The 20934-nt window shown below is 55.2% G+C and carries 21 protein-coding genes; 10 read left to right on the top strand and 11 right to left on the bottom strand.

Annotation, left to right across the window (positions count from 1 at the left end; translation table 11 throughout):
• Positions 1-118 precede the first annotated feature (118 nt).
• Positions 119-652, top strand: a complete 534-nt coding sequence (locus ACP7BE_RS16425; protein ID WP_095003258.1) for a gluconokinase — start codon at positions 119-121, stop codon at positions 650-652.
• Positions 653-737: 85 nt separating this feature from the next.
• The gene (locus ACP7BE_RS16420) at positions 738-2090 is read left to right on the top strand and encodes a GntP family permease (protein ID WP_095003257.1); all 1353 of its coding nucleotides are present in this window, start codon (positions 738-740) and stop codon (positions 2088-2090) included.
• A 48-nt stretch (positions 2091-2138) separates the two neighbouring features.
• On the opposite strand, the gene alaC is transcribed toward ACP7BE_RS16420, so the two are convergent.
• Entirely contained in the window at positions 2139-3347 is a 1209-nt protein-coding gene (gene alaC, locus ACP7BE_RS16415) for an alanine transaminase (protein ID WP_095003256.1), read from the bottom strand.
• A 198-nt stretch (positions 3348-3545) separates the two neighbouring features.
• Between alaC and ACP7BE_RS16410 the strand changes: the two genes are divergently transcribed.
• Positions 3546-4037, top strand: a complete 492-nt coding sequence (locus tag ACP7BE_RS16410) for a GyrI-like domain-containing protein (RefSeq protein ID WP_095019698.1) — start codon at positions 3546-3548, stop codon at positions 4035-4037.
• Here the strand turns inward: ACP7BE_RS16410 and ACP7BE_RS16405 are convergent.
• The 5 genes from ACP7BE_RS16405 to ACP7BE_RS16385 form a co-directional block, all read right to left on the bottom strand.
• The gene (locus ACP7BE_RS16405) at positions 4034-4540 is read right to left on the bottom strand and encodes a GNAT family N-acetyltransferase (protein ID WP_095019699.1); all 507 of its coding nucleotides are present in this window, start codon (positions 4538-4540) and stop codon (positions 4034-4036) included. The two genes, ACP7BE_RS16410 and ACP7BE_RS16405, sit on opposite strands and share 4 nt — an antisense overlap.
• 113 nt (positions 4541-4653) lie before the next feature.
• Positions 4654-5442, bottom strand: a complete 789-nt coding sequence (mddA, locus tag ACP7BE_RS16400) for a methanethiol S-methyltransferase (protein WP_095003253.1) — start codon at positions 5440-5442, stop codon at positions 4654-4656.
• Positions 5443-5583: 141 nt separating this feature from the next.
• Positions 5584-6762, bottom strand: coding sequence for a GAF domain-containing sensor histidine kinase (locus tag ACP7BE_RS16395; protein ID WP_095003252.1), 1179 nt, complete (start codon positions 6760-6762; stop codon positions 5584-5586).
• A gap of 130 nt (positions 6763-6892) precedes the next feature.
• The gene (locus tag ACP7BE_RS16390) at positions 6893-7198 is read right to left on the bottom strand and encodes a PepSY domain-containing protein (RefSeq protein WP_095003251.1); all 306 of its coding nucleotides are present in this window, start codon (positions 7196-7198) and stop codon (positions 6893-6895) included.
• A gap of 94 nt (positions 7199-7292) precedes the next feature.
• A complete protein-coding gene (locus ACP7BE_RS16385; protein ID WP_095019702.1) occupies positions 7293-8426 on the bottom strand; it encodes a glycerophosphodiester phosphodiesterase in 1134 nt (377 codons plus the stop codon).
• A 168-nt stretch (positions 8427-8594) separates the two neighbouring features.
• Between ACP7BE_RS16385 and ACP7BE_RS16380 the strand changes: the two genes are divergently transcribed.
• Complete coding sequence (locus tag ACP7BE_RS16380; protein WP_095003249.1) at positions 8595-8918, top strand: DUF2025 family protein; 324 nt, start codon at positions 8595-8597, stop codon at positions 8916-8918.
• Between the two features lie 23 nt (positions 8919-8941).
• Here the strand turns inward: ACP7BE_RS16380 and ACP7BE_RS16375 are convergent, their stop codons facing one another.
• The gene (locus ACP7BE_RS16375; RefSeq protein ID WP_095003248.1) at positions 8942-10021 is read right to left on the bottom strand and encodes a diguanylate cyclase; all 1080 of its coding nucleotides are present in this window, start codon (positions 10019-10021) and stop codon (positions 8942-8944) included.
• Between the two features lie 256 nt (positions 10022-10277).
• Between ACP7BE_RS16375 and ACP7BE_RS16370 the strand changes: the two genes are divergently transcribed.
• Positions 10278-11306, top strand: a complete 1029-nt coding sequence (locus ACP7BE_RS16370) for an MBL fold metallo-hydrolase (protein ID WP_150629320.1) — start codon at positions 10278-10280, stop codon at positions 11304-11306.
• 9 nt (positions 11307-11315) lie between these two features.
• Here ACP7BE_RS16370 and ACP7BE_RS16365 read toward each other — a convergent pair whose 3' ends face one another.
• On the bottom strand, positions 11316-11633 hold the full coding sequence (locus ACP7BE_RS16365; RefSeq protein ID WP_095003246.1) for a helix-turn-helix domain-containing protein: 318 nt from the start codon (positions 11631-11633) through the stop codon (positions 11316-11318).
• Positions 11634-12242: 609 nt separating this feature from the next.
• Here ACP7BE_RS16365 and ACP7BE_RS16360 point away from each other — a divergent pair.
• Positions 12243-13289 carry a hypothetical protein gene (locus tag ACP7BE_RS16360; RefSeq protein ID WP_426106535.1) on the top strand — a complete coding sequence of 349 codons (1047 nt, stop codon included), beginning with the start codon at positions 12243-12245 and terminating at the stop codon, positions 13287-13289.
• A gap of 79 nt (positions 13290-13368) precedes the next feature.
• Here ACP7BE_RS16360 and ACP7BE_RS16355 read toward each other — a convergent pair whose 3' ends face one another.
• The 3 genes from ACP7BE_RS16355 to ACP7BE_RS16345 form a co-directional block, all read right to left on the bottom strand.
• Positions 13369-14619, bottom strand: coding sequence for a ribonucleotide-diphosphate reductase subunit beta (locus ACP7BE_RS16355; RefSeq protein ID WP_016782118.1), 1251 nt, complete (start codon positions 14617-14619; stop codon positions 13369-13371).
• A 503-nt stretch (positions 14620-15122) separates the two neighbouring features.
• Positions 15123-15380, bottom strand: a complete 258-nt coding sequence (locus tag ACP7BE_RS16350) for a heme utilization protein (protein WP_095019707.1) — start codon at positions 15378-15380, stop codon at positions 15123-15125.
• Positions 15381-15521: 141 nt separating this feature from the next.
• Positions 15522-15785 (bottom strand): DUF2790 domain-containing protein, encoded by a 264-nt coding sequence (locus ACP7BE_RS16345; RefSeq protein ID WP_095003243.1) that lies wholly within the window; start codon positions 15783-15785, stop codon positions 15522-15524.
• A 415-nt stretch (positions 15786-16200) separates the two neighbouring features.
• Between ACP7BE_RS16345 and acs the strand changes: the two genes are divergently transcribed.
• From acs to ACP7BE_RS16325, 4 genes are all read left to right on the top strand, one after another.
• Positions 16201-18156: an acetate--CoA ligase gene (acs, locus tag ACP7BE_RS16340; protein ID WP_095003242.1), complete on the top strand. Its 1956-nt coding sequence runs from the start codon at positions 16201-16203 to the stop codon at positions 18154-18156.
• A 512-nt stretch (positions 18157-18668) separates the two neighbouring features.
• Positions 18669-19442, top strand: a complete 774-nt coding sequence (locus ACP7BE_RS16335) for an ABC transporter substrate-binding protein (protein ID WP_095003241.1) — start codon at positions 18669-18671, stop codon at positions 19440-19442.
• Positions 19443-19547: 105 nt separating this feature from the next.
• A complete protein-coding gene (locus ACP7BE_RS16330) occupies positions 19548-20237 on the top strand; it encodes an ABC transporter permease (protein WP_095003240.1) in 690 nt (229 codons plus the stop codon).
• Entirely contained in the window at positions 20234-20932 is a 699-nt protein-coding gene (locus ACP7BE_RS16325; protein WP_095003239.1) for an ABC transporter permease, read from the top strand. The genes ACP7BE_RS16330 and ACP7BE_RS16325 overlap by 4 nt, the downstream gene beginning before the upstream one ends.
• Positions 20933-20934 lie beyond the last annotated feature (2 nt).

The following is a 20934-nucleotide window of genomic DNA, read 5'->3' as shown; positions in this document are numbered from 1 at the left end:
GTCTCCGCGTCTCCCCATAAAAATGAGAAATAGACGTCGGTAGCCTAAGCTTTGTGCTTTGCTTTCAAGTATTGAACGCATGAACAAAGACAGCGCTGTCTACGGACTGAGGTGTTTCATGAGTCAACCTATCACTGCTCTGGTCATCATGGGTGTTGCCGGCTGCGGCAAATCCAGCGTTAGCCAGGCATTGTGCCAGCTCAATGGCGCGACCCCGATTGAAGGCGATGCGTTTCACCCGGCGGCCAACATTGCCAAGATGAGTGCCGGTATTCCCCTGACCGATGAAGACCGTGCCGGCTGGCTTGACAGCCTGTGCGACGAATTGCGTCGTGCGGTTGCCAGTGGTCAGCGCCCGGTGCTGACCTGTTCGGCACTCAAGCTGCGTTATCGCGAGCGTTTACGCAGTGCGGTAGATGGTCTGGGTTTTGTGTTTCTGGAGCTGACCCCTGAGGTGGCGGCTGCCCGGGTGGCCGACCGTCCGGGGCACTTTATGCCCAAGACCCTGATCGACAGCCAGTTCGCTGCGCTTGAATCACCGACCAATGAATCCTTGGTGCTGACTCTGAATGCAGCCCAGATGAACGTTAAGCAATTAGCAAGCGCCGCCCGAGACTGGTGGTGCGAGCAGACGGTAATGGCAACTTCATGATGTTGTTTCAAACAGATAGCGCTATCTGCCTCGGCTGTAGCGGCACCCCCGTACTTGATAACAACAAAAAGGCAGGAGACGCCCCATGCTAGGCATGTCCCATAATACGTTTCTGCTGCTTGATGCAGTGGTGACCATTATCGGCCTGATCGTACTGATCACCCGATTCAAGCTGCACCCCTTTATTGCCTTGATCATCGCCTCTGCGTTTCTGGGGCTTACGGCCGGCATGCCTGCCAACTTGATCATCAAGTCGTTCCAGGACGGTTTTGGCGGCGTGTTGGGCTTTGTCGGGATCATCCTGGCGCTGGGCACCATGCTTGGCAAAATGATGGCCGACTCCGGTGGTGCTGACCAGATCGCCCGTACCCTGATCCGTGCCTTCGGCAAGGACAAGGTGCAGTGGGCAATGATGTTTGCCGCCTTTCTGGTCGGTATTCCATTGTTCTTCGAAATCGGCTTTGTACTGCTGATTCCGTTGGTGTTTATCGTTGCGCGACGTACTGGCGTGTCGATCATCAAGATCGGTATCCCGCTGCTCGCCGGCTTGTCGGCTGTTCACGGGCTGGTACCGCCGCACCCGGGCCCGCTGCTGGCCATTGGCGTGTTTGGTGCCGACATCGGCAAGACCATTCTGTACGGCCTGATTGTTGCTCTGCCTACCGCGATCATTGCCGGACCGATTTACGGTACGTTTATCGCCAAGTACATCCCGGGCCATGCATCCCAGGACCTCATGGATCAACTGGCCAGTGAGCCGGAATCCAGCACCTTGCCGAGTTTTTCCATCACCCTGATCACCGTGCTGTTGCCGGTATTCCTGATGCTGCTCAAGACGTTCGCCGACGTGGCGCTGCCCGATGGCAACTTCTTCCGTGTGTGGATGGACATGATCGGCCACCCGATCAGTGCGCTGTTGCTGGCATTGCTGCTGGCGCTGTACACCTTTGGCGCCCGCCAGGGTATCGACTCCAAACGCATCCTCAAGCTGCTGGACGCGAGCCTGGCTCCTACCGCAGCGATCATTCTGATCATTGGTGCGGGCGGCGGTTTCAAGCAGATGCTGGTAGCCAGCGGTGTGGGTGACGTGATCGGCCATATGGCGGTAAACGCGCAAATCTCGCCGATTTTGCTGGCCTGGCTGGTGGCTGCAGTGATTCGTATCGCGACGGGTTCTGCGACCGTAGCGACCATTACCGGGGCGGGGATTGTGTTGCCGGTGGTGGACATGATTCCGGGTGTGAACCGTGAGCTGCTGGTACTGGCAACCGGCGCAGGCTCGTTGATCCTGTCTCACGTCAACGACGCAGGTTTCTGGCTGGTGAAGCAGTACTTCAACATGACCGTGGCTGAAACCTTCAAGACCTGGACCGCGATGGAAACCATCCTCTCGGTTGTAGGTTTGATCTTTATTCTGCTGTTGTCGTTGGTGGTTTAAAGCACCAATAAACCTGTGGGAGCTGGTTTACCAGCTCCCACAGTCGTTTTAGCCAGCGTTAAAGCCATCAGCGCGGAACATGGCGCGAATGCCGCGTAGCGCCTGACGAATGCGATCCTGATTTTCAATCAGGGCAAACCGCACATGGTCGTCACCATATTCACCAAAGCCTACCCCCGGTGAAACACAGACCTTGGCATCCGCCAGCAGCTTCTTGGCGAATTCCAGTGAGCCCAGGTGGGCGTAGTGTTCGGGAATCTTGGCCCAGATATACATCGAAGCCTTCGGGTTTTCGACCATCCAGCCCAGTTCGTGCAGCCCTTTGACGATCACGTTACGGCGCTGACGATACTGTTCGGCAATATCCTTCACACATTGCTGGTCACCCTCAAGTGCAGCAATTGCCGCCACTTGCAGCGGGGTAAAGGTGCCGTAGTCGTGGTAACTCTTGATTCGCGCCAGAGCATTGACCAGCTCAGGATTGCCCACCATAAAACCGATACGCCAGCCTGCCATGTTGTAGCTTTTGGACAGCGTGAAGAACTCCACGGCGATGTCCTTGGCGCCCGGTACTTGCATGATCGAAGGCGCTTTCCAGCCGTCATAGACGATATCGGCGTAGGCCAGATCGTGCACAACCAGCACATCATATTGCTTGGCCAGGGCTACCACGCGCTCGAAGAAATCCAGTTCGACACACTGCGCCGTCGGGTTGGACGGGAAGCCCAGGATCATCATTTTCGGTTTGGGGATGGAGCCGCGGATAGCTTTTTCCAGCTCGGCAAAAAAGTCCACGCCGGGGATCAGCGGTACCGAACGCACCTGGGCACCGGCAATCACGGCACCGTAGATATGAATCGGGTAGCTGGGGTTGGGCACCAGCACGGTGTCGCCCTGATCCAGGGTGGCAAGCATCAAGTGCGCCAGGCCTTCCTTGGAGCCGATGGTGACAATGGCTTCGTGCTCGGGATCGATCTCAACGTTGTAACGGTCGGCATACCAGCGCGAAATGGCCCGGCGCAGGCGTGGAATTCCCCGCGAAGTCGAGTAGCCGTGAGTGTCTTCACGCTGCGCGACGGTGCAGAGTTTTTCGACGATGTGGGGAGGTGTCGGGCCGTCAGGGTTACCCATGCTGAAGTCGATGATGTCTTCGCCACGACGACGGGCGGCCATCTTCAGCTCGGCAGTGATATTGAAAACGTAGGGGGGAAGTCGATCTATGCGCGCAAAACGTCGCGGCGAACCTTGGTCTGCCATGTGTGCCTCTGATACGTAAGCGCCCGGAACCGTCCGAGCGACGTTGACCACTGCGGTGGTCTGGACGAAACAATACGGGCGCTGATGGCCTTTTGTCTAGGTGCTGTCAGCGTCTATTTTTCGCTGATCCGACCTGTATGTGGTTTTGTTCCTATACTCAGATGCTAGGTTTCCTACTTCCTCCATCGAGCATGCCCCATGGACCAACTAAAAAAGTTCGAGCTGTCAGCGCCGCGATTTGCCAAAGGCCAGTTTCAATTGATCGCGGGATTGGGTGGCCGTTTCACTGAGGAGAGCGTTGATCGAATCCCGCTGTTATGGGAAAAATTCATTCCCGAAATCGGCAAAGTACCAAGCCAAATTGGCGATGAAACCTACGGTGTTTGTTGTAATCCTGATGGCGAGGGTGGTTTTGAATACATTGCTGGCGTGGCAATCAGCAAGCTTGATGATCTGCCTGAGCGGTATCGCTGGATTGAACTGCAGGAGCAGTCTTACGCGGTCTTTGAGCATCACGGGGCATTGGACACGCTTGGTCAGACCTTTCAGGCGATCTGGAAAGACTGGTTGCCAAATTCGGGCTACCAAGCCGCTGATGCGCCCGAGTTCGAGCGCTACAGCGCAGACTTCAATGCGGACACCGGTACGGGGCTGCTGGAAATCTGGCTGCCGATCAAAAAGCCTGCTTAGCTTGCCTGCAACTGCAGGGGCAGCATGGGGGCCAGCGACAGCACCAACCGTCGCTCACCACGATAGGCCTCGCCTTGCTCGACCCAGCCCTGGCTCAGATAAAAAGCCATGGCGCTGGTATTGAACGGGCTGACCGAGAGCATCAATTGGCGAATCTCGGGCCATATCTGTTCAATGGCCCTGGCCAGCTCGCGCAAACAGGCCTTGCCCAATCCCTGGCCCTGAGCACGGCTGTCGACCTGTAGTGCGTGCAAGGTGGCGCAGCCCGGCTCAGCCCAGTGGGCCAGAAGCGGCTCGCGCTTGAGAAGCAAAAATGCCACTGGCAACTCGTCGTTGAGCAGCACCAGCCCTTTGATGCCCGCCTGCGGCTGGACCGGCAACGAGTGCAGGGCAGACTCGATGGTGCCGCAAAAAGCAATCTGCTCAGGGCGAACTTCTATCTCGCGCAGTTGCTCGCGCTGGCGGGGTGTCAGGTCTTCATAAGCGCATAGGCGGGTGTTCATATCGGGGTTCTATCGAGGCGCAATAGGAGGCATCTGACAGGCAGTGTCAGTAGCCGCTGAACAGCGCGTCAGTTTCTACCCATCACGGTTCTAAATACAGATTTATTCGTGGGTCAGCGCCCGGTGCCGGACTTGCGGCGTAGAGAGGGCAGCAACATGCCGACGTTTTTTTGATAAACCCGGTACTTGTCTCCAAACAGCTCAACCAGATCTTTCTCTTCCAGTTGGGTGCCGATCAGAATGTAAAGGGTGCTTGTCAGTGCAAACACCAGGTGCCCGACACTCATCTCGGGCGTTACCCAGAAAGCGATCAGGAATCCCAGATACAACGGGTGACGCACGAGCTTGTAGAGCGCGGGGGTTCTGAATGCGTTGTTTACGGGTTTTGGTTGGCGCAGGGTGTCAAAGGGCTGTTTGACGCCAAACAATTCGAAGTGGCTGATCATGAAAGAGGCCAGCAGCACCAACCCCCATCCGAACCAGTACAGCGTGACAAGTAACCCCGCAAACAAGGGCGACTGTACACTCCAGACACTGATATCGATCGGCTGCCACAGCCAGCATATAAGCGCCAGCACCGCACTGGAGGCCAGGACATAAGTGGCCCGTTCAATAACTGGCGGTATGACATGACACCACCTGCGCTTGAAGCTTTTGCGCGCCATGATGCTGTGTTGCAGGGCAAATACGGTGATCAGCAGCACATCGACCACAAGCGCCCAGGGCCATGCCAGGCCAGATCCCGAATCGATACTTTTCGGGACGACGACATTCCCCAGAAAACCTATCAGATAAACAAATGTCAGTAGAAAAAACAGATAGCTGAACAGGCTATAGAGCAGCGCTGCGAGTTTTTCAGTACGGCTGGTTGAACGCGGTTTCAGCTCAATTTTGGTGTGCATGAACGACTCCTTTCGAACATGGCGAAATTTCAATTAAAACGTCTACAGCCAGTACCTTAGCCCCTATATGGCAAATGGCTAGCGTCGCGGCCGGGCGGTCATAAGATGTCGTCTCACATACCAGTCGAGGGCGTCAGAGCATCAGGGCAGCGCCATGCTGAAGGTGAAGACTGTGCCTTGGTCCTGGTCCGAGGTGACTTCCATATGGCCGCCGTGGGACAGGGCGATCTGGCTGGCAATATACAGCCCAAGGCCAAGTCCGGCCTGGGGAGTGTCGGTGGCCGGGCGTGAGTAGGGTTTGAACAAATGCGGCAGTTGTTCGGCCGGGATGGGCTCGCCCTGGTTGCAGATCCTCAGGGTGAATACCCCATTGAGTACCAGTGCCGAGATGTCAACGGGCCCGTCGGGGCAGCCATGGGTGATGGCATTGGTCAACAGGTTGGAGAGCAGTTGGGCCAGGCGGCCGCTGTCACAGCGGATGCCCTCAAGTGGCCCTATGTCTGAGCGGATGGAACGTTGCGCATGAACGTTTTGCAGTTCCGAGATGACATGGATGAAGACCTGGTCGAGATCGGGGCACTCGCGCAGCGTCAGCGGGATGCCGCTACCGAGCCGTCCGCGGGCAAAGTCCATAACGTCCTCAACCAGCTGCGAGGCACGGTTGCCGCAGCTCAGGATATGCTTGACCAGGACATCGGTGGAGGGGTCTGGGTGCACCCGTAGCAAGCGCTCTGCGGCTGTGGTGATGGCGAATAACGGGTTGCGCAGGTCATGGCCTATAACAGCGATAAATTGCTCGCGCAGCTCTGCGGTTTCACGCTCCTGCTCCAACGCGGTTTCTGTACGTTGCAGGTTTTCTTCGGCGTCAATTTGCAGCGACAGCAGGCGTGCGAATGACTCCATTGTGGACTGGATCGTACTGTTCCTGAGGCTTGCAGGCTCGGGGTCGAGTGCGCACAGGGTGCCGAAAAAACTACCGTCAGTGCGCCATACCGGAATCGTGATGTAGCTTTCGAAGCGATAAATCCGCGGCGTGTGATGGTGTTGGTACAGCGGATCGGCGCTGGCTTTATCAATGATGATCGGCAGGTGCGAGTTCATGCTTTCAAAGCACAGGGTGCTGACCAGGTCCAGCTCGCCACCGGACTGCAAACCGAAACCCAGCTTGTCGAGTACCGCGCAGGCGGTCCAGGTGGTCTGGGTGACACGGGCAACGGCAGCAAAGCGCATACCGGTCATTTCCGTAATCACCTGCAACATTGCAGGTACGGCACTGATCCGGTTAATTGTCGCGATATCGTCAGCCGTGCCGTGCGTCATGGTAAAAGCTCGAGCTCAAAAAGATGATTCTAGCCAGAACACTTGAGCGCGGCACTTATTCCTAAGCAAGCGCTAAATAAAAAGGCCGCGCCACCCATGAAGAGTGGCGCAGCCTTTTATTCAAATCAACTCAGGTGTCTTGTTTGTCTTGCAGCACTTCGCCGGTTTTTGCGTCGAGATCTACGTCCCATTTGATGCCTTTGGTATCGCGCAATTCAACTTCATACACCAGCTTGCCGTAGGAGTGATCAAGCTCGGTATCGAGAATGGTCGCGCCAGGGTGTTTGTCCAGTGCTGCTTGATTCAACTTTTCAAACGAGGTGATTTCACCCGATTTGATCAGGCCCGGGATATGGTCCGGGCGTACATCGGCCTGAGCAATACCGGCAGTCAGAGCCAGGGCAACAGTTGCAAATACCAGATTAAGTTTTTTCATGTTGAGTCCCTTTGGGTTGATCTGTTCAAGTGGGATCAGATTAACCGGCGCAACTTAACTCACCCTTAATTTTCGCCCCTTGCCGGCTTGCAGGTTAAAAGCCATTTTTCTCCAGCAACTGATTGACGCTTTGTGGCACCGGGCGCTGGTAATACGTGAGCAACTCGCTGGCGCGGTTGGTGAAGATGCCGTCGACACCTGCGTCCATTGCCTTTTTGAAGTCAACGGGGGCATCGAGGGTGTAAACATGTACCAGCATGCCCCGGTCATGGGCGGCGCTGTTCATCCAGGGCTGGATCAGGTCGAAGTAGCTCTGGTCACCCCCGTGGGTCAAGGCTGCCGAAGGGCCTGTACCGATGGCACCGTTGGCCTTGGCAAAGTCGAGCCACTGGATGAATTCGGCTTTGTCCTTGGGTTGCTGTTTGGCGTAGTACGCGGCTTTATCCTTTTCGCCGGAGTCGGCGAAACTGACTGAGGTGTTGGGCTTCATGCCGCCTTCACCTACCCATAACAGCAGGATCTTCGGCGTGTTGGGCATTTCTTTTTGCAGCAGCTCAAGGCTGTTTTTGTCGAAGGTTTGCAACATGACCCGGCCTTTGCCCTGGCCGACCAGTGGTTTGCCTTCCGCCTCTGCCGAGGCAACGGGCTCAAGCCAGCCGCGTTCGCTCAACTTGTTTTTCAGATCGTGTTCAAGGCCCGGGAACTGCCTGGGCTCTTTGGTTTCGATGTAGAGGCCCGGTTTGTACTGTGGATTGCCCTGGGCGATATCGATAATTTCGTCCAGGGTCAGGATCGGCAGCCCGACATAGGACGGGCGCGCGCGATCCGGATAAGCCTGGTTGAACCAACTGCCGGCATCCAGGGTTTTAAGCTCGGCCAGGGTAAAGGCGCTGGCCGGGCTGTCCTTGCGTTGCGGAAACTTTTTGGCGACGTCAGTGGTGCGCAACAGGCTGTTGTCATGCAGCGCAAACAGAACGCCGTCCTTGCTGCGTTGCAGGTCCATTTCCAGATAGTCAGCCCCCAGATCCCTGGCAAGGGTGTAGGCGGCAGCGGTTGATTCCGGAGCATCGAAGGACGCACCGCGATGGGCGATCACCGCCGGGCGCGGTATGCCGTGAGCGTTGGCCAGTGCCGCCTCGGTCGCATTGGATGCGCCAGCATTCTGTACGCCACCCAAGCCCAGGAGCAGGCTCAGCAGCAGGGCGTTTTTGCCAAAAGTGTCAGGCATTGGTTGAGTTCCTTTCAATCATAAAAGCAGAGGGTGTTTTTTAGCGGTTTTTCGTGAAGATGTGCAGTATTCTTGGCCACATCAACGTCCCCGGCAGAGGGGCAGGCAATCGAACTTGCGTGTAAACCACCGTCCCGGAGCCTTTCAGGCTCATCAGTGAGGTTTACCATGCGTATCACTTCGCAACTCATCTGTCAGGCCGCCGACCTACTTAGCGGCTTTGTTGGTTTCAATCGTAAGACAGGCCAGCACATTGTCCGTTTCAGTGAAGATTCATTTGGAATGGATGTCGCCGACGACAACATCACGCCCACCAGCGAATTTGTCTGGCAGGCCGATGGTGCTGGCACCATGACTCTCAAGCGCGAGTTGATTCAGTTGTTGCTGGATCAGAATATCGATGACCGCCTGAACATCACCGAGCCCTTGAGGGTGTATATGCAGCGCCAGGATGTGCCCGAGATCTCGGCCTTGCGTCGCTGCATCAGTTGAATAGCGCTGCCCGGGCCCTGTTTCTATACCGGATCATTGCTCAGCTGTGATTCAGCAAGGGTGTCTGCTGCGCCAACACTGATTTTGTTGCGCCCCGTATTCTTTGCGATATACAGCGCTTTGTCTGCCTCGTTCAGCCACGTGCTGGCCTGGAGGAGTTCGGGGCGGCAAGTGGCAAGCCCGATACTCAGGCTAACGCACAGGCCGGGCTCGTCGGCGTGTTGATAGTTGTCAATCACGTGGCGCAGCCGTTCCATGATTTCCCGGGCCTGGTCCAGGGTGCGATTGGGCAGGATGACGCAGAATTCATCACCGCCGTAGCGGCCTGCAAGGTCTTCAGTACGCAAATTGTCCTTGAGCTCCTTGCTGAGCTGGCGCAATACACTGTCGCCGACAATATGCCCGTAGGTGTCGTTGATCTGTTTGAAGTGATCGATATCAATCAGCGCCAGAGTCGCCGGAGAATTGCGCTCCAGACTTTGCTGGAAACTGAGTTGCAGCAGGTCTTTCCATGAGCCGTGATTAAGCAGCCCGGTCAGGCTATCGGTGCGGCTGAGGGTACTGAGGGTGCGTTTATGCTCGGCCAGGGTGATTGCCAGACCATAGCTGACCATGCCTACAGCAAAAGGGTAAAGAATCAGCACGGGTACGCAGGCATAGACCTGCAGGCTGGTGGTATGGGGTGTAAACGCAAAGCCGAACAGCAGCAACGCAACCAGGGCGCCTGCCAGCTGCGCCAGCGCTCCGCGAACCAGCAGTTTTGGCCCTCCGGCAGCCACGTTGTGCATGGTCATCATCGACACGATGATCACCGTAGGCAGCGGATTGAACTCGATAGCCGCCGCCCAAAACCCTCCGCACAGGGAATCAATCAAAATATTTCGACGTTCAGCCCGGTAGGGATAGGTTGCACGCGATGACAATTGATAGGCCAGGTGAGGCCATACGAACGCGTTTAGCAGCAGTAGTGGCCAAACCCATATGGATCTGTCGAGGGGGTAGAGGGCGGCCATTAGCCCGATACTGCCAAACCCTGAGCCAATCACTCGTGGCGCATAAATACGCTTGGCGAACGACAACCCTTTGCCTCTTTTATTGTCCATGTCTATCTGCGCAAGATGTGCGGGCGGAGTTTCTGGCAACTGCCGGGTACTGCATTATCGATTGTTGGCTGGTCGGTCAGCCTTGTCGAGAATACACCCCATCTGTTCCGAAAATTCTGAAACAGTTATGGGGACTAGATTAGCTTATTAAGTCGGGGGCAAGCTGCGGCGCAGAAGGATGCCAGTAGAATGTCGATCATCCTCTAACAGGCCTGTAAACAGAGTATTAATCACTTTTGACTGGAGCCTTCAAGCCATGGCACTCGACTCAAGCAGTGCAGAGGGGCCTAAGCCCGCTGAGCGTCATAAAGGTGCATTTCAAAATGCTGGCGTCAGGCCGCCTTCCAGTATCGGCAAAACCTTGGGCATTTTTTGGAGAATGATATTCCAAAAGCCTGCGAGCACTCGCCCTGCAGGTGTGATCCCGGTCAAACCGTTGACCCGTGAGCAATTGGACGAGGCTGCGGATTTCAGTGTGTACCGGTTGGGTCACTCGACTCTGCTGCTCAAGCTCAAGGGAAAGTACTGGTTGACCGACCCGGTCTATGCCGAGCGTGCATCGCCGTTCCAGTGGGCTGGCCCCAAGCGCTTCCATGCGCCGCCCATCAGCCTTGATGAGCTCCCGCCACTGGAAGCAGTGATTCTTTCCCACAATCATTACGATCACCTGGACCAAAAAACCGTATTGCAACTGGCCGCCAAAACACAGCAGTTTTTGGCGCCGCTGGGTGTGGGCGACTTGCTGGTCAAATGGGGAGTACCAGCCAGCAAGGTTCAGCAACTGGATTGGTGGCAGGGCACCCAACTTGCAGGTATCCGCTTTATCGCGACTCCTTCCCAGCACTTTTCAGGCCGCGGCCTGTTTGATCATAACCAGACGCTTTGGGCATCCTGGGTCATGATCATTGATGACGTGCGAATCTTCTTCAGTGGAGACTCAGGTTACTTCGACGGTTTCAAGCTGATCGGCGAGCAGTTTGGGCCATTTGATCTGACCATGATGGAGACGGGTGCCTACAACACCGACTGGCCCGATGTGCATATGCAGCCCGAACACAGCCTGCAAGCGCACAACGACCTCAACGGGCGTTGGTTGTTACCTATTCACAACGGCACCTTTGATCTGGCTTTTCATGCCTGGTTCGAGCCGTTTGAGCGCATTGTGGCGTTGGCAGAGCAACGCAAAGTGCTGATTACAACGCCACAAATGGGTGAGGCTTTCAATCTGCTAACCCCTCACCGGGGCCGTGCCTGGTGGCTTGAGGTAGAAACCCCAGGGCAATAGGGCCGTATTTCACTCGATCAGAGCAAAATCTTCGCGCCCCATCGGGTCTGGTGTTGTGCCGCGAACATTTCCCCCGCGACCGGGGGTAAAGCCGGGAAAGAACACCAGGCCCTGCGCCTCAAGGCTATAGGCCAGGGCCAGCCGGGTTACGTCGCGAACGGGGGCTTGTGACTCGAAGCGTTCAATGGCCGAGACTGAAACCCCGGACTGCTCACTCAGGTACTCGCGATTCCAGCCCAGCATTTCGCGGGCCTGCGAGCAGTGCAGCGGGGTAAATTGATTGATGACGATACGTTCAAACGTACTGCGCGTGGCTGAATGAGGCATGGGTTTCTCCAGGGCTGAGTCAGTGCTTGAAAATGTACTGTGTTTTTATACAGCTATCTTGGTGCCGGAACAAACTCATTTTTTGATAAGTGCCGAGGGGCGAAATCTGTTGTCTGGCTGCATTTTTATGAGCTTTTGCGCGAAGAGCATGGGTCGAAAATTTCGATAGTGGGGTGTGTGTAATTTTTTCGCGGAAAACGGCCATGTTGCTCACGTCATCGCGGGGACACGGTTAGCAGAGCTTTCTTCGTGGCAATCAGAAACGTCCTAACTCTTTTATTTTAAATAAGCTTAAGACTGGTTCCCATATCAGGGATGTCCCAGTGCTTAGCCTGCACATTGACGCTATCAAAATATAATGCCCATAAAGTTTGCACACTTGTATCTGTTGAAGCAGCCATCACCTTCTACGAAGACACCCACGTTGTATTCAGGGTGGGAGCCTTGCGGCGAAAATCAGCAATAAGTCAGTTGCAAAAGGTATCTGGGGTTTTCTCTGTCGCTGGGTGTGTGCGGTTAATGTAAAAGAGAACTTTTAAACAGTTTTTCAGTAGTCGGATGATGACTGTTTAAACGTTTACCCTTATCTGCAAGAACGGTATAAAAAAGATGATGGAAGCCATAGGTGAGCCCACCAACAGTATCAATCAACTCCTGTATTTGCTGTATGGCGACAAAGAAGTTTATCGGCTTGAAGCAAAATTCAGTATTTTGTCGGCGTTGCGCTACAGAAAAGATCCGGCTGACTTTACGATCACACTGATGACTGATCAGCCTGAGGCATTTGATGGCTGGCCTGTGAGCGTGTTGCCTCTGAGCGTTGAGGTGCTGGACGCCTGGCAAGGGGTAGGTGGTTATTATCACCGGCGTAAGGCTTGCGCTATCCAGGCGGGCGTTGCGCTGTCTGGCAAAACCATTTTCGTTGATACCGATACGGTTTTTTTCAAAGACCCGGCCCAATTGTTTAAACGGGTCTCTGATAATCATTTTTTGATGGATAAGTTTGAGTTGAGTTGGGCAGATGCTTCCCGGCGCCTGGGGTTTCGTAAACTGGTTACACAGCTCGACGCTGAAAATAAAGCCCCCGCACCGTGGTTGAAGCTGTTCAATAGCGGGGTTTGCGGGATGACCAAAACCAACGGTCATATTTTTGAAGGTGTAATTAGTTTGATTGATCAATGGGCTCATCATGGAGCAACACTTCTTACGATTGAGCAAATTGCTATATCGTTTATGCTGCATGGTCGAAAAGTGATTGAGGCCAATGACTGCATTAATCATTACTTCTCGGTGAAGCACTATCACCATGCAATGTACCGGGCTTTTTTTAATAAGCAGGATGAGGGCTATCGTGAGGGTTTGCCGCAAGCATCATTTGCCGTTCCTGACCGTCTTCCCAGGGTCTCGCTGCGTCATCGTTTACAGCTGAGGTGGAAATTGAGGGGGCAATGCAGTACCTCTCGAAAAATTGCCAAACTCTATCTGCTGGGTAAGGCGGGTAGCCAATTACCCTATCTTGAGGCGTGTACGCCTCTTTGGTGGGCTGTAGCCGTTGAGGAGCTGAGAAATCTGGAAGCTGCTGGGAAGTCTCACACGAAACTCGCCGCACTATGGCAGGCGGATTCCGGCTTTTTGAGTTTAATAAAGGGTAATTGAAAATTTCGATGCCAATAAAAAGGGCCAACATGGTTGGCCCTTTTTATTTGCCCGGTGTGGCTTTAACCAACCCGGTGTATCAATCCCAGCTCAATGCACCGCCGGTTTGGTATTCGATGACCCGTGTTTCGAAGAAGTTTTTCTCTTTCTTCAAATCCATGATTTCGCTCATCCATGGGAACGGGTTAGTCGTGCCCGGGTATTCTTCTTTCAGGCCGATTTGCGACAGGCGGCGGTTGGCGATGAACTTGAGGTAGTCTTCCATCATCGCTGCGTTCATGCCCAATACGCCGCGTGGCATGGTGTCACGAGCGTATTCGATTTCCAGCTGAGTGCCTTGCAGAATCATCTGCGAAGCTTCTTCCTTCATTTCAGCGTCCCACAAGTGCGGGTTTTCGATTTTGATCTGGTTGATCACGTCGATGCCGAAGTTCAGGTGCATGGATTCGTCGCGCAGGATGTACTGGAACTGCTCGGCAACCCCGGTCATTTTGTTGCGACGACCCATCGACAGGATCTGCGTAAAGCCGCAGTAGAAGAAGATGCCTTCCAGAACGCAGTAGTAGGCGATCAGGTTGCGCAGCAGCTCTTTGTCGGTTTCGACAGTACCGGTTTCGAACTTCGGATCAGAGATCGAACGGGTGTATTTCAGGCCCCAGGTAGCTTTTTTAGCAACCGACGGGATCTCGTGGTACATGTTGAAGATCTCGCCTTCATCCATGGCCAGCGATTCGATGCAGTACTGGTAGGCGTGGGTATGGATCGCCTCTTCGAAAGCCTGGCGCAGGATGTACTGGCGGCACTCCGGGTTGGTGATCAGGCGGTATACGGCCAGTACCAGGTTGTTGGCAACCAGGGAGTCGGCAGTCGAGAAGAAGCCCAGGTTGCGCATCACGATGCGGCGCTCGTCGTCGGTCAGGCCTTCCGGGTTTTTCCAGAGGGCGATGTCGGCGGTCATGTTGACTTCTTGCGGCATCCAGTGGTTTGCGCAACCGTCCAGGTATTTCTGCCACGCCCAGTCGTACTTGAACGGTACGAGCTGGTTCAGGTCGGCGCGGCAGTTGATCATCATTTTTTCGTCAACCGCTACACGGGCGGAAGCGCCTTCGAGTTCGGCCAGACCTTCAGCAATGTCGAGGTTGTCCAGCGCGGCTTTGGCACGAATGATCGCGGCCGAGTCGGTAGCCGTGACTGCGCGGGCTTCCTGGGCAGCTACGCCGCCAGCGGCGTCGAGGCGGTCCATGTTGGCTTCGGTTGCGTGGCCTGCGTTGGCGCCTTTAACAGCGACTTCGCCTTCGTCTTCTTTGTCGAATTCGTCCCAGCTCAGCATGACGTGTCGTCTCCTGCGTGAGGGCCTGATAGCTGCGTGAAAACACTTATGGTTTGGTTTTTACGCGGCCATAGGCCACTTGGATCTAAGAAATGTTGCTTGCAGTAGCGTTGTGCTCACGCAAAAACATGAATGTGTACGTTGGCTTGTACCGCTGTCGTTCAGGGAAGGAGGTCGTGCCTGCACTTGCCCTGGGCCTTGAGGCCGTAGCAGCGTGGTTTTTTAGCCCGCGAAGGGGATATGCCAAGCCTTTTTGATGGCCGCAGTATAAGGCTTTTGCACAAGGTATTTCAGCCAGTTTTTTTGCTGGAGATGCGACGAAACGCCCTAAATTTGTCCAGGGCTTAAGCAAGGCTGCGGCTGGGCGAGGGTTTGCCGGGGCAGAAGTTTTTTTGTCATGGGTCTGGGCGACCAAATGACCTGTGGCATGAGCGGGAGGGAAGGGAGATTTGTTGCAAGGCAGACCACGCCCGGCAGCTACCGGGCGTCAGGTCGAAGCGGTGTTAGCTGAGACGATGGCCGTTGGTACGGTCATAGCCGTCTTCAGCAAAGCTGGCCGAGCGGGTGCTGTCATAGCCGTCTTCGGCAAAGCTGGCCGAGCGGGTGCTGTCATAGCCGTCTTCGGCAAAATTGGCCGAGCGGGTGCTGTTGTAGCCATCTTCAGTAAAAGTGGCGGCGTGGGTACGGTCATAACCGTCAGCGGCAAAAGCTGAACTGGCCAGAACAGACAAACTGAAAGCCACTATCAAAGAACGTTTCATTAGATAATTCCCGGGCGATACATGCGCGGCGGGCAACGTTTCAAAGTTATATAAGCCAGGTTGAAAGTTGCAATTAAACACCGCGTTGGTTCGCGTGAATAAGTGAGTTGATTAACGCTGGAATAAATCGCAGGTTATTAATCAGCCGTTGGAGCAGCCGTTGCCCATTACACGGTATTCAAGGGTGTGCTGCTTGCCCTGCGAGTCTTCGTAGACCATCTGGGCTGGCACAACTTCGCAAACGCTGGGGATTTCGCTCATGGAAATCACTTTGGCGATGTCCAGTTCGGATGAGTAGGAATACTGTTCGACGGCAGGTTGCGGGTGCGCAGCTTGTGTGTTCACTTCCTCAGCCATGGCGGTCAGACACACACTGCTCAGGGCCAGAACTAACAACGCTTTCATTTCAGAGTTACCTGTTTTAGGTCGAGTGGGGTCACACAGCCCTTGTGAGGCTGTGCGTGAAACTGAGTATTGAAGAGCGACTTAACTTGCCTTCGTGGGGGCTGTAACTTGGGTTAATCGCGGTGCCTTGGTTGGCGAGATGAATTTTAGGCCTGTGCCGTGCGGGCATATAGAGGGAGTTTTGATAAAGACTGTTGACAGTTTCTGCAACAATCGTCGAAAACAGAGCTCATTTCTGACGTTTACAAGGCGCGTGACGAGCAGGAAATCGCTGTAAGTACTGTGCTTGAGCCTTGCGCAGAAAAACCATGACTTTTCTGCGTGTTTCTTACTACCAACGTCGAATGGATCTCACGGCCTGGCCCGGCTAAAACAGGGTCATAAAACAACAACTACAAGCATTGAGGTATGAAACATGAGTGCCGCTTCCCTGTATCCCGTACGCCCTGAAGTCGCTGCCAATACGCTGACTGACGAGGCGACCTACAAGGCGATGTACCAGCAGTCCGTCGTCAACCCGGATGGCTTCTGGCGCGAACAAGCAAAGCGCCTCGACTGGATCAAGCCTTTTACCACCGTCAAACAGACCTCTTTCGACGATCATCATGTCGATATCAAATGGTTCGCGGACGGCACTCTCAACGTTTCCTACAACTGCCTGGACCGTCACCTTGCCGAGCGCGGCGATCAAGTGGCCATCATTTGGGAAGGGGATGATCCTTCCGAGCAGCGCAACATTACCTACCGTGAGCTGCACGAAGAGGTGTGCAAGCTGGCCAACGCCTTGCGCGGTCAGGATGTGCACCGGGGTGACGTAGTCACCATCTATATGCCGATGGTGCCTGAGGCTGTGGTCGCCATGCTGGCGTGTACCCGGATCGGTGCAATCCACTCGGTTGTATTTGGTGGGTTCTCGCCAGAGGCGCTGGCCGGCCGGATCATCGACTGCAAATCCAAGGTAGTGATCACCGCTGACGAAGGCCTGCGTGGCGGCAAGCGTACCGCGCTCAAGGCCAATGTCGATGTGGCACTGACCAACCCGGATACCTCCAGCGTTCAGAAGATCATCGTGTTCAAGCGTACCGGCGGTGACATCGCCTGGTACAAGCATCGTGATATCTGGTACCACGACCTGATGGCCGTGGCCTCGACTCACTGCGCCCCGAAAGAAATGGGCGCAGAAGAAGCCTTGTTTATCCTTTATACCTCCGGCTCCACCGGCAAGCCCAAAGGTGTGCAGCACACCACGGGTGGCTATCTGCTCTATGCGGCGTTGACCCACGAACGCGTGTTCGACTACCGCCCGGGCGAGGTGTACTGGTGCACGGCGGACGTCGGCTGGGTGACCGGTCACACTTATATCGTCTACGGGCCATTGGCCAACGGCGCAACCACCGTGCTGTTCGAAGGTGTGCCGAACTACCCGGACATTACCCGCGTTTCGAAAATTGTCGACAAGCACAAGGTCAATATTCTCTACACCGCGCCTACAGCCATTCGCGCGATGATGGCCGAAGGTCAGGCGGCGGTTAAGGATGCCGATGGCTCCAGCTTGCGCTTGCTGGGCTCGGTGGGTGAGCCGATCAATCCTGAGGCCTGGAACTGGTACTACACCACGGTCGGCAAAGAGCGTTGCCCGATTGTGGATACCTGGTGGCAGACCGAAACCGGCGCTTGCATGATGAGCCCGCTGCCTGGGGCGCATGCACTCAAGCCAGGCTCTGCAGCGCGTCCGTTCTTTGGTGTGGTGCCGGGGCTGGTGGATAACCTTGGCAACCTTATAGAAGGGGCCGCTGAAGGTAACCTGGTGATTCTGGACTCCTGGCCTGGACAGGCGCGCACCTTGTATGGCGATCACGACCGGTTCGTCGATACCTACTTCAAGACCTTCCGTGGCATGTACTTCACCGGCGACGGCGCGCGTCGCGACGAAGACGGTTACTACTGGATCACCGGTCGTGTAGATGACGTGCTCAACGTGTCCGGCCACCGGATGGGGACTGCTGAAATCGAAAGCGCAATGGTGGCCCACCCTAAAGTGGCAGAGGCTGCAGTGGTTGGCGTGCCCCATGACATCAAAGGGCAGGGGATTTATGTCTATGTCACCCTCAATGGTGGCGAAGAGCCAAGTGAGGCGTTGCGCCTTGAATTGAAAAACTGGGTGCGCAAAGAGATCGGTCCGATCGCTTCGCCGGATGTCATCCAGTGGGCGCCCGGCCTGCCGAAAACCCGTTCGGGCAAAATCATGCGTCGTATCCTTCGCAAGATAGCTACCGGCGAATACGACGGTCTGGGTGATATTTCTACTCTGGCTGACCCGGGTGTGGTGCAGCACTTGATCGATACCCATAAAGACATGAAGGTCGCGTAACACGGCCTGAAGGTCACCAAGCCCCGTCCGGCATAACCTGGCGGGGCTTTTTATTGGGCAACTGCAGATCCTGTGTGAGCCGACTATGTGTTACCGCAGATGTAACCGGTTGCCCGTTAGCGGGGCCTTCTGATACTCAAAGCACCGTTTTAGAGCCCTTTTCGGCTCCTGAATAAATAAGATGAAACGCTGCACTTGCCGGAATAGAAGGCTTTGCGAATAATAGGCCCGCTATTTGCAACTCACATAGGTTCTATGTCTTTTGCTCTTGCATAAACATGAAGAGCTGTCAATGCCTGGAGTCGCTTTTTTCGGTGCATCTGTAACTAGTTGTCGCATTGAAGAAATAACGGCTTGAAGCCTGTCGTTAGAATGCCGATCACCCGCTCGTCGTTGTTGTGCTGGTCACAGTGCAACGCCAGTAGGACGTGGCGCCGCATTCCCGGTTTAACCTCCGCATATTGGGCTCAGGCTCACTCTGCTTTTATTGCCTTTACCGATGGAGTCCTAAGATGAAGAAACTCGTGCTTCTTGGCGCCCTGGCACTGTCCGTGCTGTCCCTGCAGGCTTTTGCTGCTGACAAACCTCTGAAAATTGGTATTGAAGCGGCTTACCCTCCGTTCGCTTCCAAAGCCCCGGATGGCAGTATCGTGGGTTTTGACTACGACATCGGTAATGCACTGTGCGAGCAGATGCAGGTCAAGTGCGTGTGGGTCGAGCAAGAATTCGATGGCCTGATCCCGGCACTTAAAGTGCGCAAAATCGACGCAATCCTGTCCTCGATGTCCATCACCGAAGACCGCAAGAAGTCCGTTGATTTCACCAACAAGTACTACCTGACGCCAGCGCGCCTGGTGATGAAGGAAGGTACTGTGGTCAGCGACAGCCTTGATGAACTCAAAGGCAAGAAAATCGGCGTACAGCGCGGCTCGATTCACGACCGTTTCGCCAAGGAAGTTCTGGCGCCTAAAGGTGCCGTTGTCGTTCCTTACGGCTCGCAGAACGAAATCTACCTGGACGTGGAAGCGGGTCGTCTCGACGGCACCGTTGCAGACGCCACCCTGCTGGAAGACGGTTTCCTGAAGACCCCGGCTGGCAAAGGCTACGCATTCGCGGGCCCGGCATTCACCGACGTCAAGTACTTTGGTGATGGCGTGGGTATCGCCGTACGCAAGGGCGACGCCCTGAAAGACAAGATCAACGCTGCTATCACGGCTCTGCGTGAAAACGGCAAGTACAAGCAAATCCAGGACAAGTACTTCAACTTCGATATTTACGGTCAGTAATACATCGCAGCAGTACGTCCGAAATGGCGCAAGCGACAGAATCTCTGAAGTTTGCGCCATTTTTTATTCCCCCATTTTCGAGCTATTTTTTAGAGGGCCGGAATCATGTTGAAAGGCTACGGGGCTGTCATCCTCGATGGCGCTTGGCTGACGCTTCAGCTCGCCTTGTCGTCCATGGCCCTGGCCATTGTTCTAGGTCTGATCGGTGTTTCGTTGCGCTTGTCGCCGGTACGTTGGCTGGCTTGGATGGGCGATCTGTATTCAACGGTAATCCGCGGGATTCCCGACCTTGTGCTGATTTTGCTGATTTTCTACGGCGGTCAGGACCTGCTCAATCGCGTTGCGCCGATGCTGGGCTATGACGATTACATTGACTTGAATCCGTTGGCGGCCGGTATCGGCACCCTGGGCTTCATTTTTGGTGCCTACCTGTCCGAGACCTTTCGTGGGGCCTTCATGGCCATTCCCAAGGGGCAGGCTGAAGCCGGCATGGCTTATGGCATGAGCCCGTTTCAGGTGTTTTTCCGGGTATTGGTGCCACAGATGATTCGCCTGGCGATCCCTGGCTTTACCAATAACTGGCTGGTGTTGACCAAGGCGACTGCACTGATTTCGGTGGTGGGCCTGCAAGACATGATGTTCAAGGCCAAGCAGGCGGCTGATGCCACCCGCGAGCCGTTCACCTTCTTCCTGGCCGTTGCGGCGATGTACCTGGTACTGACCAGTGTTTCGCTGCTGGCATTGCGACAACTTGAGAAGCGCTACTCGGTAGGCGTAAGGGCGGCTGATCTATGATCTTTGACTACAACGTCATCTGGGCCAGCATGCCGCTGTACTTGAGCGGCATGCTGGAAACCGTGAAACTGCTGGGTATCTCGCTGTTTTTCGGCCTGCTGGCAGCCGTGCCGCTGGGGTTGATGCGGGTCTCCAAGCAGGCCTGGGTCAACTTTCCGGCCTGGCTGTTCACCTACGTGATTCGCGGCACGCCGATGCTGGTGCAGCTGTTCTTGATCTACTACGGGCTGGCCCAGTTCGAAGTAATTCGTGACAGCTTTATGTGGCCGCTGTTGTCCAGTGCCACCTTCTGTGCCTGCCTGGCGTTTGCCATCAATACCAGCGCCTATACCGCCGAAATCATAGCCGGCAGCCTGCGGGCCACGCCCAATGGTGAGATTGAAGCGGCCAAGGCAATGGGCATGTCCCGTTCCAAGATGTATCGCCGCATTTTGCTGCCGTCGGCCATGCGCCGGGCTCTGCCGCAATACAGCAATGAAGTGATCATGATGTTGCAGACCACCAGTCTGGCCTCCATCGTGACCCTGATCGACATTACGGGCGCTGCGCGTACCGTCAATGCCCAGTACTACCTGCCGTTTGAGGCCTACATCACGGCCGGTGCTTTCTACCTGTGCCTGACCTTCATTCTGGTGCGCCTGTTCAAACTGGCCGAGCGCCGCTGGCTGGGCTATATGGCCCCGCGCAAGGCCTGAGT

Origin of the sequence: Pseudomonas sp. TWR1-1-3 (assembly GCF_049896805.1) — a bacterium.
Lineage (GTDB): Bacteria > Pseudomonadota > Gammaproteobacteria > Pseudomonadales > Pseudomonadaceae > Aquipseudomonas > Aquipseudomonas bubulae.
This window is presented reverse-complemented; position numbering and strand designations above follow the sequence as displayed.

What these genes read in the sequence shown, in the direction of transcription:
- ACP7BE_RS16385 (WP_095019702.1), bottom strand. Translation starts at nt 8,426, where the DNA reads ATGCCTGACACTTTTGGCAAAAACGCCCTGCTGCTGAGCCTGCTCCTG.
- ACP7BE_RS16330 (WP_095003240.1), top strand. Translation starts at nt 19,548, where the DNA reads ATGTTGAAAGGCTACGGGGCTGTCATCCTCGATGGCGCTTGGCTGACG.
- ACP7BE_RS16410 (WP_095019698.1), top strand. Translation starts at nt 3,546, where the DNA reads ATGGACCAACTAAAAAAGTTCGAGCTGTCAGCGCCGCGATTTGCCAAA.
- ACP7BE_RS16375 (WP_095003248.1), bottom strand. Translation starts at nt 10,021, where the DNA reads ATGGACAATAAAAGAGGCAAAGGGTTGTCGTTCGCCAAGCGTATTTAT.
- ACP7BE_RS16365 (WP_095003246.1), bottom strand. Translation starts at nt 11,633, where the DNA reads ATGCCTCATTCAGCCACGCGCAGTACGTTTGAACGTATCGTCATCAAT.
- ACP7BE_RS16335 (WP_095003241.1), top strand. Translation starts at nt 18,669, where the DNA reads ATGAAGAAACTCGTGCTTCTTGGCGCCCTGGCACTGTCCGTGCTGTCC.
- ACP7BE_RS16355 (WP_016782118.1), bottom strand. Translation starts at nt 14,619, where the DNA reads ATGCTGAGCTGGGACGAATTCGACAAAGAAGACGAAGGCGAAGTCGCT.
- ACP7BE_RS16390 (WP_095003251.1), bottom strand. Translation starts at nt 7,198, where the DNA reads ATGAAAAAACTTAATCTGGTATTTGCAACTGTTGCCCTGGCTCTGACT.
- ACP7BE_RS16420 (WP_095003257.1), top strand. Translation starts at nt 738, where the DNA reads ATGCTAGGCATGTCCCATAATACGTTTCTGCTGCTTGATGCAGTGGTG.
- ACP7BE_RS16370 (WP_150629320.1), top strand. Translation starts at nt 10,278, where the DNA reads ATGGCACTCGACTCAAGCAGTGCAGAGGGGCCTAAGCCCGCTGAGCGT.
- ACP7BE_RS16360 (WP_426106535.1), top strand. Translation starts at nt 12,243, where the DNA reads ATGATGGAAGCCATAGGTGAGCCCACCAACAGTATCAATCAACTCCTG.
- ACP7BE_RS16380 (WP_095003249.1), top strand. Translation starts at nt 8,595, where the DNA reads ATGCGTATCACTTCGCAACTCATCTGTCAGGCCGCCGACCTACTTAGC.
- mddA (WP_095003253.1), bottom strand. Translation starts at nt 5,442, where the DNA reads ATGCACACCAAAATTGAGCTGAAACCGCGTTCAACCAGCCGTACTGAA.
- acs (WP_095003242.1), top strand. Translation starts at nt 16,201, where the DNA reads ATGAGTGCCGCTTCCCTGTATCCCGTACGCCCTGAAGTCGCTGCCAAT.
- ACP7BE_RS16395 (WP_095003252.1), bottom strand. Translation starts at nt 6,762, where the DNA reads ATGACGCACGGCACGGCTGACGATATCGCGACAATTAACCGGATCAGT.
- ACP7BE_RS16345 (WP_095003243.1), bottom strand. Translation starts at nt 15,785, where the DNA reads ATGAAAGCGTTGTTAGTTCTGGCCCTGAGCAGTGTGTGTCTGACCGCC.
- ACP7BE_RS16425 (WP_095003258.1), top strand. Translation starts at nt 119, where the DNA reads ATGAGTCAACCTATCACTGCTCTGGTCATCATGGGTGTTGCCGGCTGC.
- ACP7BE_RS16350 (WP_095019707.1), bottom strand. Translation starts at nt 15,380, where the DNA reads ATGAAACGTTCTTTGATAGTGGCTTTCAGTTTGTCTGTTCTGGCCAGT.
- ACP7BE_RS16405 (WP_095019699.1), bottom strand. Translation starts at nt 4,540, where the DNA reads ATGAACACCCGCCTATGCGCTTATGAAGACCTGACACCCCGCCAGCGC.
- ACP7BE_RS16325 (WP_095003239.1), top strand. Translation starts at nt 20,234, where the DNA reads ATGATCTTTGACTACAACGTCATCTGGGCCAGCATGCCGCTGTACTTG.
- alaC (WP_095003256.1), bottom strand. Translation starts at nt 3,347, where the DNA reads ATGGCAGACCAAGGTTCGCCGCGACGTTTTGCGCGCATAGATCGACTT.